This is a genomic window from uncultured Alistipes sp., from assembly GCF_963931675.1.
Taxonomy (GTDB): Bacteria; Bacteroidota; Bacteroidia; order Bacteroidales; family Rikenellaceae; genus Alistipes.
This window is the reverse complement of sequence record NZ_OZ007039.1, coordinates 2,787,853-2,804,287: the sequence shown is the minus strand read 5'-3', so window position 1 is coordinate 2,804,287 and position 16,435 is coordinate 2,787,853. Positions and strand designations below refer to the sequence as shown.

Annotated in this window: 12 protein-coding genes and 1 tRNA gene; 5 read left to right on the top strand and 8 right to left on the bottom strand. The window is 53.8% G+C overall.

Annotation, left to right across the window (positions count from 1 at the left end):
- Positions 1 to 95: 95 nt before the first annotated feature.
- From ABGT65_RS11895 to ABGT65_RS11880, 4 genes are all read right to left on the bottom strand, one after another.
- Complete coding sequence (locus ABGT65_RS11895) at positions 96 to 1,391, bottom strand: cysteate synthase (RefSeq protein ID WP_346702431.1); 1,296 nt, start codon at positions 1,389 to 1,391, stop codon at positions 96 to 98.
- 44 nt (positions 1,392 to 1,435) lie between these two features.
- Positions 1,436 to 2,575 carry a carboxynorspermidine decarboxylase gene (gene nspC, locus ABGT65_RS11890; RefSeq protein ID WP_346702429.1) on the bottom strand — a complete coding sequence of 380 codons (1,140 nt, stop codon included), beginning with the start codon at positions 2,573 to 2,575 and terminating at the stop codon, positions 1,436 to 1,438.
- Positions 2,576 to 2,706: 131 nt separating this feature from the next.
- Entirely contained in the window at positions 2,707 to 3,438 is a 732-nt protein-coding gene (locus ABGT65_RS11885; protein ID WP_346702428.1) for a hypothetical protein, read from the bottom strand.
- 395 nt (positions 3,439 to 3,833) lie between these two features.
- The gene (locus ABGT65_RS11880) at positions 3,834 to 5,024 is read right to left on the bottom strand and encodes a saccharopine dehydrogenase family protein (protein ID WP_346702426.1); all 1,191 of its coding nucleotides are present in this window, start codon (positions 5,022 to 5,024) and stop codon (positions 3,834 to 3,836) included.
- Positions 5,025 to 5,266: 242 nt separating this feature from the next.
- On the opposite strand from ABGT65_RS11880, the gene ABGT65_RS11875 reads away from it, so the two are divergent.
- The 5 genes from ABGT65_RS11875 (at position 5,267) to ABGT65_RS11855 (ending at position 8,342) form a co-directional block, all read left to right on the top strand.
- A tRNA-Lys gene (locus ABGT65_RS11875) sits at positions 5,267 to 5,342 on the top strand.
- A gap of 268 nt (positions 5,343 to 5,610) precedes the next feature.
- On the top strand, positions 5,611 to 6,852 hold the full coding sequence (locus ABGT65_RS11870; RefSeq protein WP_346702424.1) for a site-specific integrase: 1,242 nt from the start codon (positions 5,611 to 5,613) through the stop codon (positions 6,850 to 6,852).
- 20 nt (positions 6,853 to 6,872) lie between these two features.
- Positions 6,873 to 7,241: a protein-tyrosine kinase gene (locus ABGT65_RS11865; protein ID WP_346702422.1), complete on the top strand. Its 369-nt coding sequence runs from the start codon at positions 6,873 to 6,875 to the stop codon at positions 7,239 to 7,241.
- Between the two features lie 703 nt (positions 7,242 to 7,944).
- On the top strand, positions 7,945 to 8,241 hold the full coding sequence (locus ABGT65_RS11860; protein ID WP_346702420.1) for a hypothetical protein: 297 nt from the start codon (positions 7,945 to 7,947) through the stop codon (positions 8,239 to 8,241).
- Positions 8,196 to 8,342, top strand: coding sequence for a DUF3990 domain-containing protein (locus ABGT65_RS11855; RefSeq protein WP_346703092.1), 147 nt, complete (start codon positions 8,196 to 8,198; stop codon positions 8,340 to 8,342). Before ABGT65_RS11860 ends, ABGT65_RS11855 begins: the two co-directional genes overlap by 46 nt.
- A 189-nt stretch (positions 8,343 to 8,531) precedes the next feature.
- Here the strand turns inward: ABGT65_RS11855 and ABGT65_RS11850 are convergent, their stop codons facing one another.
- From ABGT65_RS11850 to ABGT65_RS11835, 4 genes are read right to left on the bottom strand one after another with little or no spacing between them, the layout of a single operon-like run.
- A complete protein-coding gene (locus ABGT65_RS11850) occupies positions 8,532 to 10,421 on the bottom strand; it encodes a DUF4302 domain-containing protein (RefSeq protein ID WP_346702418.1) in 1,890 nt (629 codons plus the stop codon).
- A gap of 33 nt (positions 10,422 to 10,454) precedes the next feature.
- A complete protein-coding gene (locus tag ABGT65_RS11845; RefSeq protein WP_346702416.1) occupies positions 10,455 to 11,345 on the bottom strand; it encodes a putative zinc-binding metallopeptidase in 891 nt (296 codons plus the stop codon).
- A gap of 11 nt (positions 11,346 to 11,356) precedes the next feature.
- Positions 11,357 to 13,000, bottom strand: coding sequence for a RagB/SusD family nutrient uptake outer membrane protein (locus ABGT65_RS11840; protein ID WP_346702414.1), 1,644 nt, complete (start codon positions 12,998 to 13,000; stop codon positions 11,357 to 11,359).
- A 31-nt stretch (positions 13,001 to 13,031) separates the two neighbouring features.
- Positions 13,032 to 16,340: a SusC/RagA family TonB-linked outer membrane protein gene (locus ABGT65_RS11835; RefSeq protein WP_346702412.1), complete on the bottom strand. Its 3,309-nt coding sequence runs from the start codon at positions 16,338 to 16,340 to the stop codon at positions 13,032 to 13,034.
- Positions 16,341 to 16,435: the final 95 nt, after the last annotated feature.

Sequence of the window (16,435 nt, the reverse complement as noted above, 5' to 3'; positions counted from 1 at the left end):
CCGACAAAGATAAGTATTTCGGGAAAATAAAAAAGCGGCCCGAAGGTCGCTTTTTCTGAATTCGGCTGGATTGCTCCGGGACCGGAGTCCGCCCTTTACTCGGCAAACAGCGCCTCGACCTTCGAGACCACCTCGTCGGTGTCGGGATCCAGCGGGAAAACCAGGCTCGGCTTCAGGTACCAGAGCTCCTTAGCCTCCTTGAAGTGCTCTTCACCGCCGCCCGTGATGTTCAGCATTACCGTGGCGTCCCTGGCGATCTTCCCGGCATTCACCGCGTTGATGAGCGAGGCCAGCGCCACACCCGCAGCCGAGTAGATATCCACACCCTCCAGCTCCTTGAAGAGCTTGCGGGCCTTGCGCGCCATGGCGTTCGTCACGGCGAACACCTCCCCGCCGGTGGCCTTCAGTGCATCGTACAGACCGCCCGCCAGGCTGTAAGGCGGCTTGCGGTTCGAGAGCACCTTGGCGTCGATGATCTCCGCATCGCGCCGTGCCTTGTCGCTGTCGTAGGGCAGCATGGCCCGCGACGACGCCTGCCAGGCATCGTACATCGGAACAAACGGCGCATTCTGCGAAACCATCAGCTTCATGAGGTTCTTGCCGAAACGCCCGTCCTCGATCAGGCGCATATTGGCCTCCCACGCCGCAATGGCGCCCGTACCGCTGCCGACGGCCTGGAAATAGTAGTCCGGGATGCGGCCGATGGTCGTTACGGCCGACAGCACCGTACAGGCCATGCCGTCGCGGCGCGCGATGTTCTTCGCACCGCCCTCGGCGTAGAAGCCCTTGCCCTTGAGCGCCAGATCGCTCAGGTGGATAGCATCGAAATAGTCGCCGCCCGCGGCGCACGAGATCAGCTTCACGCAGGGATTCAGCGGCTTCTCGAACCACAGTGCGTCGATGTTGTCATACGGCACCGACAGCAGCAGCTTGATGCCATTGTCGGAGCAAACCTTGGCGAAGGCCCGCGCCGTATTCCCGGCCGAAGCCACCACCAGCACCCGATCCTCGTCGGCCGCCGCGCGTCCGCACACCGAATAGGCTTCGGTCTCCTTGAACGAGCAGGTCGTCATCGTCGCGCCGATGGCCGGATAATAGCCGTTGAACGTGATCCAGAGGTTTTCCAGTCCGAGGCGCTCGGCAAGGCCCTTGCTGCGATAGGTAACCGGGGCCGACGAGCCTTTCAGCATCCGGCGCACCGGCATCCAGTCCGCAAAGCGGTAGAGCCCCCATTCGGCGGGCTTCACCTCGATCTGCTTCTTGGCATACCGTGCGCGGATCAGCGACGGCTCCTTGCACTGCGAGTCGGAGAGCATCCAGCCCGTATCCTCGAACTCGCGGCCCGTGGCCACGCATTCGAGCGTATAAGCGGTAGGTTCGAATTTTTCCATCTATCTTGGGGTTCTTGTTTGTGTTCGTATGGCTTGCGGGCCCGTCAGGACATCCGCGTCTTGAAATCCTCGTAGCCGAATTCGCGGACGATCTCCACACGGCCGTCGCGCCGCACGATGACGATCGACGGGTGCTGCACGCCGTTGAACATCGTCGTCTTGACCATCGTGTAGTGGATCATGTCCTCGAAGACGATGCGCTCGCCGACCTGCAGTTCGTGGTCGAATGCCCAGTCGCCGTAGAAATCCCCGGCCAGGCAGCTCGTGCCGCCCATCCGCCAGCGCGGCTCTCCGTCGGCGGGTTCATGCGCCCCGATGATGGCCGGTTTGTAGGGCATTTCGAGGCAGTCGGGCATGTGACAGGCGAACGATACGTCGAGCATCGCCGTGCGCACGCCGCCGTTGACGACCACATCCTCCACCGTCGAGACCAGGTAGCCCGTCCGCCACGTAAAGGCGCTTCCGGGTTCGAGGATCAGTCGCAGGTGCGGGTGACGGGTCTTGAACGCACGCAGCAGGGCGATCAGTTCGTCGCAGTCGTAGTCGGCGTGGGTCATCAGGTGCCCGCCGCCCATGTTGAGCCACTTCACGCGATCGAGGCACGCGCCGAAGCGCTGCTCGACGGCCTCCAGCGCCCGCCGCAGGTGCTCGGGGCGCGATTCGCACAGCACGTGGAAGTGAAGCCCCTCGATCCCCTCGGGAAGGCCCCCGCAGGCGGCCAGCTGTTCGGCCGTGACGCCCAGCCGCGAACCCGTCACACAGGGGTTGTAGAGGTCGGTCTCCACGGGCGAATACTCGGGGTTGATGCGCAGGCCGCACGAGAGCCCGTTGATCAGGGCCCGCTGTCCGAAACGTTCGTACTGCGTGAGGGAGTTGAAGGTGATGTGGCTGCTGCAGCGCAGGATTTCGTCGATGTTGCGATCCGTATAGACGGGAGCGTAGGTGTGCGCCGGGCTGCCGAACTCCTCCAGTACGAGCCGCGCTTCGGCCGCCGAACTGGCCGTCGCGCCGTCGGCATGGGCCGCCAGCTCCGGGAAGATGCTCCACATGGCGCAGGCCTTCAAGGCGACGATGATCTCCGCGCCCGATTCGCGGCGCACGCGGTCGATCACCGCAAGGTTCCGGTCCAGCAGCTCCTCGTCGAGCACGTAGCACGGAGACGGCAGTTTCAGAAAGTCAATCATCGCGTCGTTTTTTGCTCAAAACAGGGACAAAAATAAGAAAATCATCGGCTCGGAGCGACTTGCGGCCGATGATTTCTTGCAAAATAGGTATTTATACCTACTTGTCCGTTCTGCGAAGATCGGACACGGAATTATTTCAGCAAACGGATTTTCCCGATCAACGGCAGCCGCTCCTCCCGTCCTCGGAGGACATTGGTGATTCCAAATGCAGCCAGGAAAATAAAAAACAGCGTGACCAATATCTCGAACTTATTGAAAACAACCCATATCCAAGGTACTCCGGGTTCGGACGAATCCTCCATCAGCCATACCCACAGGCCTTTCCACAGGATCCATTTCAGAACATACACGGCGACAAAGCCGATCAGGAGAACCAGGCCCTGGTTGGCGTGAAAGCGCGCGAAGCGTGAATCCCTGCCGCCAAACAGCGGGATCAACACCAGAATGCCCAAATAGGAGCAAACGCTGATCCACTTATTCCGTGCGATATCCTCGTTTCGGTTGTACTCGGCTGCCCCGGCCGTTTTTTTGTCGGGTCGCCGGTTGGGCTTGAGCGTCAGGCAAAGAATGAAAAATACGACGCTCAACAATACATATACGAACGTGCCGGTGTAATCCACACCGCTTATGAAATCGAGATAAAACAGCAAAACAACCGGAGAAATGAGCGCCAGCGCACTCAGCCATTTGGCGATCCGGATCCACCGGAGCAGCAATGCCGCGAAAATCAGAAAATAGGAAAAAAACGAGATCGTCAAGGCGACCGAGGTCACATCATCGCCGGCGGCATTGCTATATATGATGTAGTATTCGAAATCGAGGCCCTGGCCGGATCCGAAGGCTTCGACGTAGGCCAGCGGCATGTATAAAAAAATAATTCCCAGGACGATGCAAAAAACAAGTAAAATATACCTTTTCATAACAACAATGGATTGTTTCAATAAAAAAACGTGGACATATCATTATATCCACTCCCGGGGTATTGGACGACCCACACAACGTAGAATATAAGACAATGCCCACGCTGATAAACAGCGCAAGCATCAACCTTTGTTCCTTACGTTGTGCGAAAGTGTCCAATTTTCGGGAGTAAGAAAAAAAGCCAATGCGCTTTTATATATATGTTCGACGCCTATGTCCGGGCGTCTCGATCAGGATTCATTGGATTATGTCATAGGCAGGACAGATTTGGGGTTCCAAAGCAAATTTAAGAAAAAAATTGCGGATGCTAAAACACATCCGCAATTTAATCGGGGAATCACACCTCCAGGTCGACGTCGAACAGCTCGTGCCACGGAAGGCCCTGCTCACCCAGCTCCGCCAGGAACGGATCCGGATCGAACTCCTCGACGTTGAAGACGCCCGCTCCGCGCCACAGCCCCTTGGCCCACATCGAAGCGCCCAGCGCCGCCGGAACGCCCGTCGTGAACGACACGGCCTGCGTACCGGTCTCCTTGAAGGCCTGTTCGTGGTCGCAGTTGTTATAGATATAATAGGTGTGCTCCTTGCCGTCCTTCACGCCGCGGATCCGGCAGCCGATCGAGGTCTGGCCGTGGTAGTTCGCACCCAGCGACTTCGGGTCCGGAAGCACCGCCTTCAGGAACTGGATCGGAACGATCTCCACCCCATTGTAAATGATCGGGTCGATGCGCGCCATGCCGATGTTCTGGATCACGCGCAGGTGTGTCAGGTACTCCTGCCCGAAGGTCATCCAGAAGCGCGCCCGTTTGATCGTCGGGTAGTTCTTCACCAGCGACTCCAGCTCCTCGTGGTAGATTACGTATGATTCGCGCTCGCCGATCCCCGGGTAGTTCAGCGGCTTGTGGATCTCGTGCGGTTCGGTTACGACCCACCGTCCGTTCTCGTAGTAGCGGCCCTTCTGGGTCACCTCGCGGATGTTGATCTCGGGGTTGAAGTTCGTGGCGAAGGCCATGCCGTGGTTCCCGGCGTTGCAGTCCACGATGTCGAGGTAGTGGATCTCGTCGAAGTGGTGTTTGGCGGCGTAGGCCGTGAAGATCGCCGTCACGCCCGGGTCGAAGCCGCAGCCGAGGATCGCCGTCAGCCCCGCAGCCTTGAAGCGGTCCTGGTAGGCCCACTGCCACGAATATTCGAAATGCGCCTCGTCGCGGGGCTCGTAGTTCGCGGTGTCGAGGTAGTTGCAGCCGCACTCCAGGCAGGCATCCATGATCGTCAGATCCTGGTACGGGAGCGCCACGTTGACCACGATATCCGGCTTGAAGGACCGGAACAACTCGCACAGCTGCGGCACGTTGTCGGCATCGACCTCGGCGGTCTTCACACGGTTGCCGCCGATGGCCGCAGCCACGGCATCGCATTTGGATTTGGTACGGCTGGCCAGCATCACATCCGTGAAGACGGGATTGGCGGCAATCTTCTGGGTCACCACGGTCCCAACACCTCCGGCTCCGATAATCAGCGCTTTACACATAGATATACAGGGTTTAAAAGTGAACTTTCGGGTTTAACGACTACAAAATTATCTTTTTATTTCGGCAAAACAAAATCGGCACGGGAAATTTCGCAATCGGGAATGTCGGGAACGGGAATACGAAGCAAGGAAGCAATCGAAAAGCGATATTTGCAGAATTTTTCAGGTCGGATGTTGGAAATTCAAAATAAATCCGTACATTTGCACCACCAAAACGGAGATTCAAACCTTTTGGCTCGGGAGAATCCGTAGCTCAGCAGGTAGAGCACAACACTTTTAATGTTGGGGTCCTGGGTTCGAGCCCCAGCGGGTTCACCACCTATCCGGACAAATCCGGACAAAAATTAGCCAAATCTCACAATATCAGGGTATTGTGAGATTTTTTTATTGAGTCGGTCAGCCAATTTCGGACACAAAACAGCCATATTTTGACAGAGTTTTGTGACCAATTCGTGACCGATTTTTGTTTTTCAATTTTAGGTCACAAAAAGTCGCAAATTGGCAGCTTCCTGTCGCAATTTGTCTGTGTTTTATACTCCTCATTTTTAACTAATTACAATAATTTTACAACCTAAAGAATGAGGTTATGAAAAACACTTTCAAGGTACTCTTCTATGTGAAGAGAAACGCGGTCAAAAAGACCGGAAAAGCGCCAATTATTGCCCGCATTACCGTCGATCAGGCCATCAGCCAGTTTAACACCCAACTGGAAATAGACCCCAAACTGTGGAGCGTCTCTTTGGGAAAAGCCGCTGGTCGAACTACCGAATCGGTGAGAATCAACCTGTTACTTGAAGATATCAAGATGAAGGTCCAGAGACATTATCATACTCTTCTTGATATCGATGGTTACGTTACGGCCGAGCGAGTCAGAGACGCCTACCTGGGAAAAACAGAAAAAACGCGCACCATCCTCGAATTCTTTGCACAGCACAACGAGCAGTATCTGCAGAAGGTGAAGATGGATCCGACCAATAAAACCTACTGGCGCTACGAGCTGACCAGGCGCCGGCTCGAAGAGTTTATCAAATACAAGTATTCCGTGTCGGACATGCCGCTGAAGGATATCAACGTCCTGTTCGTCGAAAATTTCCTGCTCTTCAACGAAAATGTCCACGGCTGCAACCACAACACGGCCATGAAATTCGTCCAGCGGCTCCGCACCGTGGTCAATTTCGCCAAGAATACGGGTATGCTCTTCGCAGATCCCTTCGGAAACTTCAAGGTCAAGTTCGAACGAACCGACCGCGGGTACCTGACCATGGAGGAGATTATGGCCATCTACCACCACACGTTCCCCTCCCGACGGCTTGAACAGGTCCGCGACCTGTTTATCTTCAGCTGCTTCACGGCTCTCTCCTATATCGACGTCTGCGAGCTGCAGCCCGACGACATCAGCACCGGCTTCGACGGCAACCTCTGGATCATCCGCAAACGGCACAAGACCAAGGTAACGGCATCGATCCGTCTGCTGGATATTCCGATTGCCATCCTGAAAAAGTACAAGGGTAAGCTCCCCGACGGAAAACTGCTGCCCGTAATCAGCAACCAGCGGGTGAATGACTATCTGAAGGAGATTGCCGCCATGTGCGGGATAAACAAGAAACTGACCTTCCATATGGCAAGGCACAGCTGCGCCACCTCGGTGCTGCTGGCCAACGACGTGCCCATCGAAACCGTCTCGAAGATTCTCGGTCATACGAATATCCGCACCACGCAGATCTACGCCAGAATCACAGACCGAAAAGTCAGCAAGGACATGGATTTACTGGCCCAAAAACTCAATCACGTCGGCACACGAAAACACCGCACGACAAGCGTTATATAATAAAACACTGCAACATAATTATGGAGGCATACGAGATAAAATTCGGTTCAATAACCATTGACGCAGAAAACAATCGTGTTACGGTTCACCTCTCACCCGATGGAACGGTTTGGATGACACAGTTGCAGATAGCCCGGCTCTTCGGGGTTTTCCCGGCTGCCATCAGCAGCAATATTCGGGCAATCTACAAAGACAAACGGATGGATGAATTTCACACGCATCAAATGTCCGGCTATGTGGATCTTTACAATCTGGAGATGATCGCGGCTCTGTCATTTAGAGTTCGCACCATGGAATCCGAAGCCTTCCGGAAATGGTTGCTTTACCGTCCGCAACACAAAATGGTCGTCATGCCGTTCGATTTAGACGATCAATATCCGGTGAGCTAAATTTACAAAACCATTTATCGTAAGAGCAACGCCAATACGGTGTTGCTCTTATTATTATACCTATAATCCATCATAGCATCTTATCTGATGGAATCCTTCGGAATGCGATTCTGCATTCCGCAGTGATTAAAGAATAATCACCCCTACCTGCGTTCGCATTTTTCGTTATCCTTTTCCTATAACCTTCTCCTCCTTCACGACCACCTTCCCGGATCGGATGGAAGGTATCCCGGTTCAGCAGCGAAGGTATCTTCGGGCTTCACGCCCGTTCAAGATCAGGCCCCTCGGGGGTTTTGCGCAAAATCTTCCTCTTTCCCTGCGGGCGAGCGTATTTGGCGCAAAAATCTTGCTCGGGCTAAGCCCGGCCTTGCATAGCTCCTGAACCAAGATACCATCCATACCGGCTCCGCTACGGCATAAAAAAAAGTCGAAGGCTATGAAAAGCACAACGAAAAACAACAGGAACCAGAAAACCTCCAACCTTCCACTCAGCATCGGTTTGGGGGTACGGGCGGCGGCTCAACTCGGGGCGGCAGTCCTCTACTTCCACCTCTTCGGGAATGGCTTTCTTGGGGTCGTTTTGTCCCTTCTCTTCTGCTCTAACCTCCTGCGGGGTCTTCTCGCCTGTTCTCCTCCGTCGTGCTGATCGGCCTCTTTTCCTTCCTCTTCTCTCTCGTCTGCTAACATCTAAACACACAACACCATGTCCAGGTATTATTCCCTGTTCGGAGGTACGACCACCGACACCGAAATCCAAGTCGCCCAAGAGAATCAGATCGTTATCGGCTTCGGCCCTTACATGTCGCAGGAACGCTATGTCATCTGCCGGGTCGAGCACACGGCAAACGGATTCCTCTACCACCTTGTAAACCTCGACACGAAGGAGATCCACCGCACGGACATCCTCGAACCCCTGTCCAGGGAGTACGGAATCAGCCTCTATTACAGCTATCGATCAAGGAATTTGCAACTCCGAATGAAGAATGGGCTCTCTTTGTGATGGGAAACAGGGACCGAAACAGTGTGCATCCAACACACCATTTCGACATCGTAATCGGGCCTGTGGCAGATGATGAAATGGCAACTCAGTTTAGGAGTTGATTAAAAATTACACTTTACTCCTCCAGAACATAGTATCCAGTCTAATTACGTGAAATAGCGCCAGAAGGGCGGTTATCAACCAATCGACCCACAGGTCTCCGCCCAAAGTCTGCAAATACCCATGACGCTCAATACAAAATAAAAACTGTCTGCTTAACGCAGACAGTTTTTATACAGGAGGCTAAGGGATTATTCCCAAGCTGCGATACTCTCCGAACCGGCAACTTTTGCGGCTGATCCGGACGTTGCAACGGTGTTGGTTGTAACGGCTTCGTCGGAAGAAAGCACGTTTCCATCGGCATCCACCAACTGAACCCACGTGAATGGTCCCACAGGGAAGTCTTTGGCGGTATAGCCCGGACGAACGGTCGGCGAGGTGTAGTAGGATGCCATGTTTTCCGACCACCGATAGAACTCTATACCGACGTAATCGGTTCCGGTATTGAAACGGACGCCGTACATCTTCGCCTCGCCTGTCTTCGTATCGTCATATATACCAACGAGTTTGGGCGAGGTCTGAGTCGTCGTGAATGACGAATAAGCCCCACTCGAATAGGTAATGCGGGAGTAGCGTGTTCGAATCGGGTAAATATCGTCGTAGCCGTAAATATCGTTATCGGTCTTGGTGTACAGAATACCAGTGGACTCCGGGATCGGAATGGCCGAAGTGCTTGTTCCTTTATAGGACGCTTGGTAATAGGCTCGCAAATCGTACATGTCACCGTAAATCGTAATACCCCATCCACGGATCATATAGGAAGAATTGACCGTACCCGGTTTTACGGTTATTTCAAATGTTACGGGTTCCCCGTTTACCTGCGACGAGGTGCTGGTAACTCTCCATTTGCCCAACCATCTTTTGTACAGGTCGCTGGTATCCGAAGGCAGCAGCGAGGAGTCAATTGAGAATGGTACTGAGGTAATCGACGTTGTGGAAACTATGAATCCATTGGAAACCGCACATCCGAATACGATAGCCACGTATTCGTCGTAGAAACTCGGGTACTCCATCGTATAAGTGCTTGTTCCTTTCAGAAGTCTGCTTGCTGCGATCGTTTCTACATCATCTCCTGCGCCGATGTCTTCGTTGAGCGTGCTGACCAGACTTTGCAGGAGTTTCTTTTCGTGTTGAGCTTCGAATTCGGATTTCAGCATCACTCCGATGTAATAGTACTCCGTATCGTTCGAGGGAACCGCATTTACGACGACCTTATTGTAGGTCTTCGTATCGTCGGGAACATCCACCTGGAACGTGATGTCCGAACGGACCGGCTCGGGTGTCATGATTTTGAAGTCGGCGCCGCCAGCCTCCACGAAGTAGTATTCATCAACGAATGTGAAGTCTTGTGCCGTCACGCCGTCGATCGTGATCGGCTCGTAGAGACTGATGCCGTCTTTGGTGTAGATGAACGGAGCATAGATGGTGGTTTCATCATCGAGCTTGATCGTGAACCGGCGGTTGGTAAGGGTAGTCTGATAAGTCTGCCCATTTACCACGCACGAATAGCTGTTGAACGACATATCCACGGCACAGTCCTGATAGGTCTCCATTTCAGTCGCCCAGACGACATCGTCGGCCAGGGGGGTCAGGATGTAGGTATTGCCCGAGATGATGCCGCGCAGACGCACCTCTTCGGGCGAAGTGCTCATTACCGTGAATTTGTAATCGCCTTCCATTCCCTTATAGGTCGAGCCCAGCCCGTCGGGGTTGCGCGGATGGACGAAATAGTTGATAACCGAATTCTGCGTGTCGAAGTTGAGCGTGACACCCAGGTCCTCACCCAGTGTATAGAGGCTTGTCTCAGCGGTTGCAGGATCCGTCTCGGTTTCGGAGGCAATCGTGACATTGCCCTCGGAGAATTTGAAGAATACGTTATAGCCGCCGAATTCCTGGGTCGGGGAGGGAAAATAACGGACGTGCCATCCGTTCGGCGCCCCTTCGAGGACCGTTTTGGCCTCAATCTTGGCTGCCTCGATGCGTTCCGACGCGGATTTGTCGAACACGTCCTCCTCGTCGAACAGGCACGAGGAGAGAAGGAGCGGAAGCGACAGAAGCGCCAGTATTGCTGTTTTTTTCATATTGTCTTATTATTCGTTTGTTTCGGAATTGTTCTAATCGTCTAAAGATTCGAAATCGAGGTTGGGAGCTTCGGCAGCCCGGCGCAGTACGATCTCACGCAATTCGTCCAGGTCGATGTTCCAACTGTTGTTCATGTAGTTGTATACGATTTCGAATTTGGACTCGATCTTCGAGCGTCCCGAGTCGCCGGCTGTCGCAAGCATCTCCTCCCACTCATCAGCGGTACGGTTCACATAAAGCGCGACGAGTTCCACAAAATCTTCGCTGTCGGCCTTTGAAGCGTAAGGTGAGATGAATCCGGCCTGCAATGCTTTTGCGTCAGTCGTGTAGATATCGAAACACTGATCCTGGACATAGTCGGGGCCCGAGATTTCGGCGAAATCGGTCGAATAGGGCTTTGTCTGATTAAGGATATGGCCGAATTCGTGATGGATCGTCTTGAAGTAGGCCGTTTTCGCATTGACAGCCTTGGGGTTCAGGTTGTCGAGATTGTAGAGCGTGATCTTGGTCCCGGCTTCGGCTGTTCCCAGCACCAAGGATCCATTGGTCTTGTAGGCATAGGAGCCGACCATGTAAAGGATTTTCGGGAAATAGTTCTTGATGAACTCTTTGCTGCCGGTGATCTCGTCGTAAGCTTCCAGACACATGTGGCGCACCAGTTTGGCCATGGCTACCGATTGCTCGTAGCTGGCGGGGGTGAGATAATACGACATGCTCGACTCGATGTCCTCGAACCGGTATTTGAACTGGATGTTGTAGGGTTCCACGTAATTGCGGGTAAGCCAGCGGTCGAAATCGTTCTCTTCGGTGGCCGTCGCCCGAACCACGCTGGTGGAGCTCAGGTCATCATCGTTTGAACACGATGTTACGCACACTGAAATCAGTGCGACTAAAAATGGAATATAAATCAGAGACTTTTTCATACGTGTCGTTTTTAGTTTCTCGGGTTGGGAGTCAGACCGGCTGAAATGACATCGGACGGAAGTTGGAGAGCCCGGCGGGGATCGGGTGTGCCGTTTTCATCACTGATTTTGTCGGTGATTTGCAGGATGGTTTCATCGTCCTCGTCGAGCAGGTAGCGGTAGACCGTGATGCCGAAACGCCGCGTGTCGAACCAGCGCATGCCTTCGTGGAGGAACTGGTAGCGGCGCATGAAGATGAGCGCTTGCAGCATGCTTTCCTGTTCCTCTTCCAGCGCGTTGTAGGGGGCGGCGAAAAGCTTTTTCTTGGGATTGAGCGTCTGCGGACTGGTGGTCGAAGTCTTCCCGACATAGAGTTCCGAATAATCCTTGTAGGTTACCGTCGCCCATTCCTTGATCGATTCGAGCGTCATGGGGGTGAAGCCTGATGAGAAGAGGTTTCCGGCGTAAAGATTCATGTCCGCCAATGCGAGGTCCGCGTTTGACGGATCTTCGCTCATTTTCATGATGTAAGCTTCGGCGCGGTTGAGCAGTGCCTCTTCGGTGCTGAACAAGACGGATACAGCCTTGTTAAAGCCGGTTCCGGCCACGGGATCGGTATATTGGAATACGCGCCATGTTCGGGGAAGAATGTATTTGCCGGAGGAGCCGAGCACCGCATGCCCGGCCTTGAAGCTCACTCCGCTGCCCCACGGGCCGCCTTTTTTGGGCTGAACGGTTTCATAAGTTCCCTGCAGTTTGCCGTGCGCGTAACGTCCGGCAGTCGTGTACCATCCGAAAACCAGTCCGCTGCTCGAAGTGGCGGCTTGAAGCAGGAAATTGGCCTTACTGGATGAATTGACGTATTCCTGATGTCGGCTGGAGCTGTTGGGCAGGGCTGCGATCGCATCGTAATCGCGCAGCAGCGACTCCGGATTGGAGGTCAGCGCCATCGTCGCGTATTTGATGGCATTGTCCCAGTCGTGGATGAAGAGATAATAGCGTGAGGCAAAGCAACAGGCGGCCTTATAGTTGAAATGGTATTTGGGTACCGAATAGGATGTGTCGTCGATCAGGGGAATGCCCTCTTCGATGTCCCGGCCGATTTTCTCATAAACCTCTTTGAGCGTCCCGCGCTCGTATTGGGGATTAAGATCGGTTTCGGCATGATCCATATAAGGTATGCCCAGATAATTCTCCGCCGTTTCGGCGTTATAGGGCATACAGAACATGTTGGCCAACACGAAGTGCGAATAGGCCCGGCACAACAGCGCTTCGCCCTTGCTGGCCTTGAGCGATGCCGTGATGGGACCGCCCATTTCCTCGATAGCCGAGAGGGCCTGATTGGCATTGGCGATGTTGCTGTAGTTGGCGCTCCAGATGTTCCGCGGGGCATCGTTGTTGCTGGTTACATCTTCCGCCCATTCATAAACATCCTGATAGAACTGGTTGTAATCTTTTGTGACACCTCGGTCGCAGACGTTGTCCGACGACAATTCAGCGACGAGCTGATAGCTGCCCGATCCGCTCACATAAGCCGAAACGAGAATATTGGCGATTTTCTCCTCGGAATCCAGCGTCGTGCGCAGGTCGGGATTCTGATCCAGAAAATCGCTGCACGACACCAATGCCGGGATGATGATCGCGGTACTCAATAAATATATGATGCTTTTTTTCATAAGAATCTTTTTTAGTTGGAATGGCCGGAGTTTATAAACCGATTCGTACCGTGAGCGTGAACTGACGCGGAACGGGAGCTGCGACGCCTCCGGTGTTGTAGAATTCCGGGTCCTGACCGTTGAGTTTCTTGTCTGCATAGATCAGGAAGAGGTTGGTGGCTTGCAGTTTGAGCGACAGCGACGAGAGACGAATCTTTGAAATCAGTTTCTTCGGGAAGTCGTACGACAGCGAGATCTCCTTCATGCGGATAAAGTCGCCCTTGGCGATGCGTGCCGTCGAATAGTTGTAGGCGCTGTATCCGTATTTGATGGAGGAGTCCAGCTGCAGCTGGCGCTTCGATGCAATGCTGGGAACATTCGTGTACGCTTCGTCGCCGGCGATCATCCAACGGTTCTTGAACTCACGCGGCATGGCGTCGAGGTCCGAATAGGAGCCGCTGAAGACGGGATCGAGCCGGACAACGTTGCCGAACGAGTAGGTCATGAAGACGTTCAGACGCCAGCCCTTATACTGGAATATATTACCAAAGCTACCCAGATCAGTCGGATCGACAGGGCCCGAGTAAACGAGGTTCTTTTTCAGATGGTCTTCATTGCTGTCCTGGAAGTTGAATGATGTGGAGCTGACCTCACCCTCCGTATTGACAACCATTGGCAGACCGGTTTCGCTTAGTCCCGCGAACTGGAACGAGAAGAGCGAACGCGCAGGATACCCCTCCATGGTAAATCCCGTACCGGAAATTAACGACATCGCGCGTGTCGAGGTTTCGAGTTTGGTCACCTCGTTATGAATGTGCGAGTAGATGAAATTGGTCGTCCAACTGAAGTTCTTGGTCTGGATGTTCTTGGTCGAGAGACTGAGTTCGACACCGTTCGACTTCATCTCGGCGACATTGCCGTATTTGGAGACCTCGCCGCCGATGCCTTGTGTCGTAACCGTTCCGATCAGATCGAAATTGTCACGCTTGTACCAGTCGAAAGCCAGATTGATGCGGTTGTTGACAAACCCCGCATCGAGGCCGAGATTCAACTCGTGCTTCTTCTCGTAGGTGAGTTGTGCATTTTCGAGACTGGAGACTTCAAGTCCGGTTTCACTGTCGCCGCTGAACGGACGCCAGGGAGTCGTCGCTTCGATGACGGCCAGTGAGTTGGTGACGTACGACGGACCGCGGTCTGCGGTCAGCGAGTAGGAGGCTTTCAGCGAAAGATGCGACAACGCCGGCCGGATGTGGTCGAAGAAACGCTCCTCATGGACGTTCCACGCTCCGGAAATGTTCCACGTAGGCAGCCAGCGGGCCCTGCGGCTCTTGCCCATCTTGTTGGTCCCTTCGTAGCGGTATGTACCATTGATCGTGTAACGTCCCTTGTAGGAATAAGTGCCGTTAAAGAAGAACGCCACCTCGCGGTAGAACGAGTCGCCGATCGTATAGTACTTGCTGCTGTTTTCCATGCCCTGCTTGAAGACGAGGTAATCGTAATAAGGCTCCATACCCATGTCGTACTGGAGTCCCCAACCGCGGAACCAGGTGTTGTGGCGGTCGATTTTGTTCACCGACATACCGCCGTAGAGGCTGATGATATGTGTGTTGTTGAACGTTTTGTTGTAGGTGGCCGAAGCCCGGAAGTCATACGAGAGCATTTTGTTATCCGTCCGCTCATAGATACCGCCGACGGGTAAAACCGTTACCGGTACGGCATAGGGGTTGTCCGGGTCGGTGTAGAGGTAGGGGTTCTTATCCCGGACCGTGGTCGGATCAACCGTCCGGTAGGCAACCGCCTGGTTTGAAGCCTCCGTGATATTATGCTCCTGGGTCGAAGCCTGGTACTTCACGGCTCCCAGGGCACTCAGATCGAGCCCTTCGACAGGCGTCCATTTCAGTTCCGCCTGAAATTTGGTCTCGACGACCGAAAGGTCGATGTAGTTGTTGTCCAACTCATGCAGGATATTGAAGGGCGCGTAGTTGCGCGTGTAGAACTCCTTGGGGTCGAGCGTCCGCGAAGTGTTGAGGGCATAGGAATAGGGGTTGATGTCAAAATCACGCTTCACTTCGCCCGTTACGTAGTCGGTTGCCGACGAGAGGGTTCCGGGAGCCTCCTGCTTGCGATAGGAGCCGTTCGAGATCACGTTCAGCGACAGGTTCTTGAAGATGTTGTAGGTGGCGTTGATATTTGCCGTGTAGCGTTCCACTTTGCTGGCCTTCGTCCAGCCCGGATCGCTCATGGCGCTCAGTGAAGCATAGTACGTCGATTTTTCGGTACCCGACGAGAGGCTCACCGAGTGGGTGTGCATGATGTTATTGTTGAACAACTCCTTGAACCAGTTCGTATTGCGGTATTCTGCCCCACGCAGGTATGCCGCGGTACTCGCATCGTCGTTTTGCAACTGCCCCGCCGAGATAAGCTGGTACATTTTACCGAATACACCGTATTCCGATTCGGTGACGGTTTCGGCGAGGTTGAGCCATCCTTTCCGCTGCATATCCATGTACACCGACATTTGATCCTGCGAGTTCATGATGTTGAAATCCTTGTAGGACGGGATCATGCGGTAGGTGAATTCACCGGTGTAATTGATGCTGCTGACGCCGGCACGGCCGCGCTTGGTGGTGATGACGATCACACCCGCCATGGCTCGCGCTCCGTAAATCGAGGTAGCCGAACCGTCTTTCAGAATATTGAAACTTTCGATGTCCTCCGCATTGAGCCCGGCGATAGCCGATGCAATAAGCGTTGTGGCATCGCCCGAGGAGAGGGCATCGGCGTCAATATCGACAATATCCTCCATGATGACGCCATCGACGACCCACAGCGGTTTCGAACTGCCGTAAATCGAGGTGGCTCCACGCACGCGGATTTTCGGCGCTGTGCCGAACGTACCGGAGACGTTCTGAACGGATACTCCCGCCGAACGTCCTTCCAGACCGCGACTGATATCCGCCATACCGGCCAGCTTCACGTCATCGGCGATTAACTGGTCGGCAGCTCCCGTGAACAGACGTTTGTCCATTTTCGTCATACCCGTCACCACAACGGCCTCGACAGCCTGGGAGTCGGGTTCGAGTTTTACCTTGATGAGCGATGTTGAAATATCCACATCCTGCGTTTTGTAGCCGACGTAAGAGATCTGGAGTTTCCCCTTCTGAGGAACCCCCGCGAGGACGAACTCGCCTTTGACATCGGTCGAAGTGCCGATTGTCGGGCGGTCTTTGACGACAACGGTCGCACCGATGACGGGTGCGTTGTTTTCATCGACGATCCGGCCTTTGACCGTCTGGGTCTGGGCTGAAGCTGCCGTTATGCAGAAAACCGTCGATAACAATACGAGTAATTTTCTAATCATATGGAATTGAAATTGAAATAATGCATACCGTTCATGGAAAAGACCTCTCTTTGCAGACCGGTCTGATCCGGGCCCTTAGGAATAAAAGGAACTTT

Coding starts and splice junctions, on each gene's coding strand:
- ABGT65_RS11895 (WP_346702431.1), bottom strand. CDS start 1,391: ATGGAAAAATTCGAACCTACCGCTTATACGCTCGAATGCGTGGCCACG.
- nspC (WP_346702429.1), bottom strand. CDS start 2,575: ATGATTGACTTTCTGAAACTGCCGTCTCCGTGCTACGTGCTCGACGAG.
- ABGT65_RS11885 (WP_346702428.1), bottom strand. CDS start 3,438: ATGCCGCTGGCCTACGTCGAAGCCTTCGGATCCGGCCAGGGCCTCGAT.
- ABGT65_RS11880 (WP_346702426.1), bottom strand. CDS start 5,024: ATGTGTAAAGCGCTGATTATCGGAGCCGGAGGTGTTGGGACCGTGGTG.
- ABGT65_RS11870 (WP_346702424.1), top strand. CDS start 5,611: ATGAAAAACACTTTCAAGGTACTCTTCTATGTGAAGAGAAACGCGGTC.
- ABGT65_RS11865 (WP_346702422.1), top strand. CDS start 6,873: ATGGAGGCATACGAGATAAAATTCGGTTCAATAACCATTGACGCAGAA.
- ABGT65_RS11860 (WP_346702420.1), top strand. CDS start 7,945: ATGTCCAGGTATTATTCCCTGTTCGGAGGTACGACCACCGACACCGAA.
- ABGT65_RS11850 (WP_346702418.1), bottom strand. CDS start 10,421: ATGAAAAAAACAGCAATACTGGCGCTTCTGTCGCTTCCGCTCCTTCTC.
- ABGT65_RS11845 (WP_346702416.1), bottom strand. CDS start 11,345: ATGAAAAAGTCTCTGATTTATATTCCATTTTTAGTCGCACTGATTTCA.
- ABGT65_RS11840 (WP_346702414.1), bottom strand. CDS start 13,000: ATGAAAAAAAGCATCATATATTTATTGAGTACCGCGATCATCATCCCG.
- ABGT65_RS11835 (WP_346702412.1), bottom strand. CDS start 16,340: ATGATTAGAAAATTACTCGTATTGTTATCGACGGTTTTCTGCATAACG.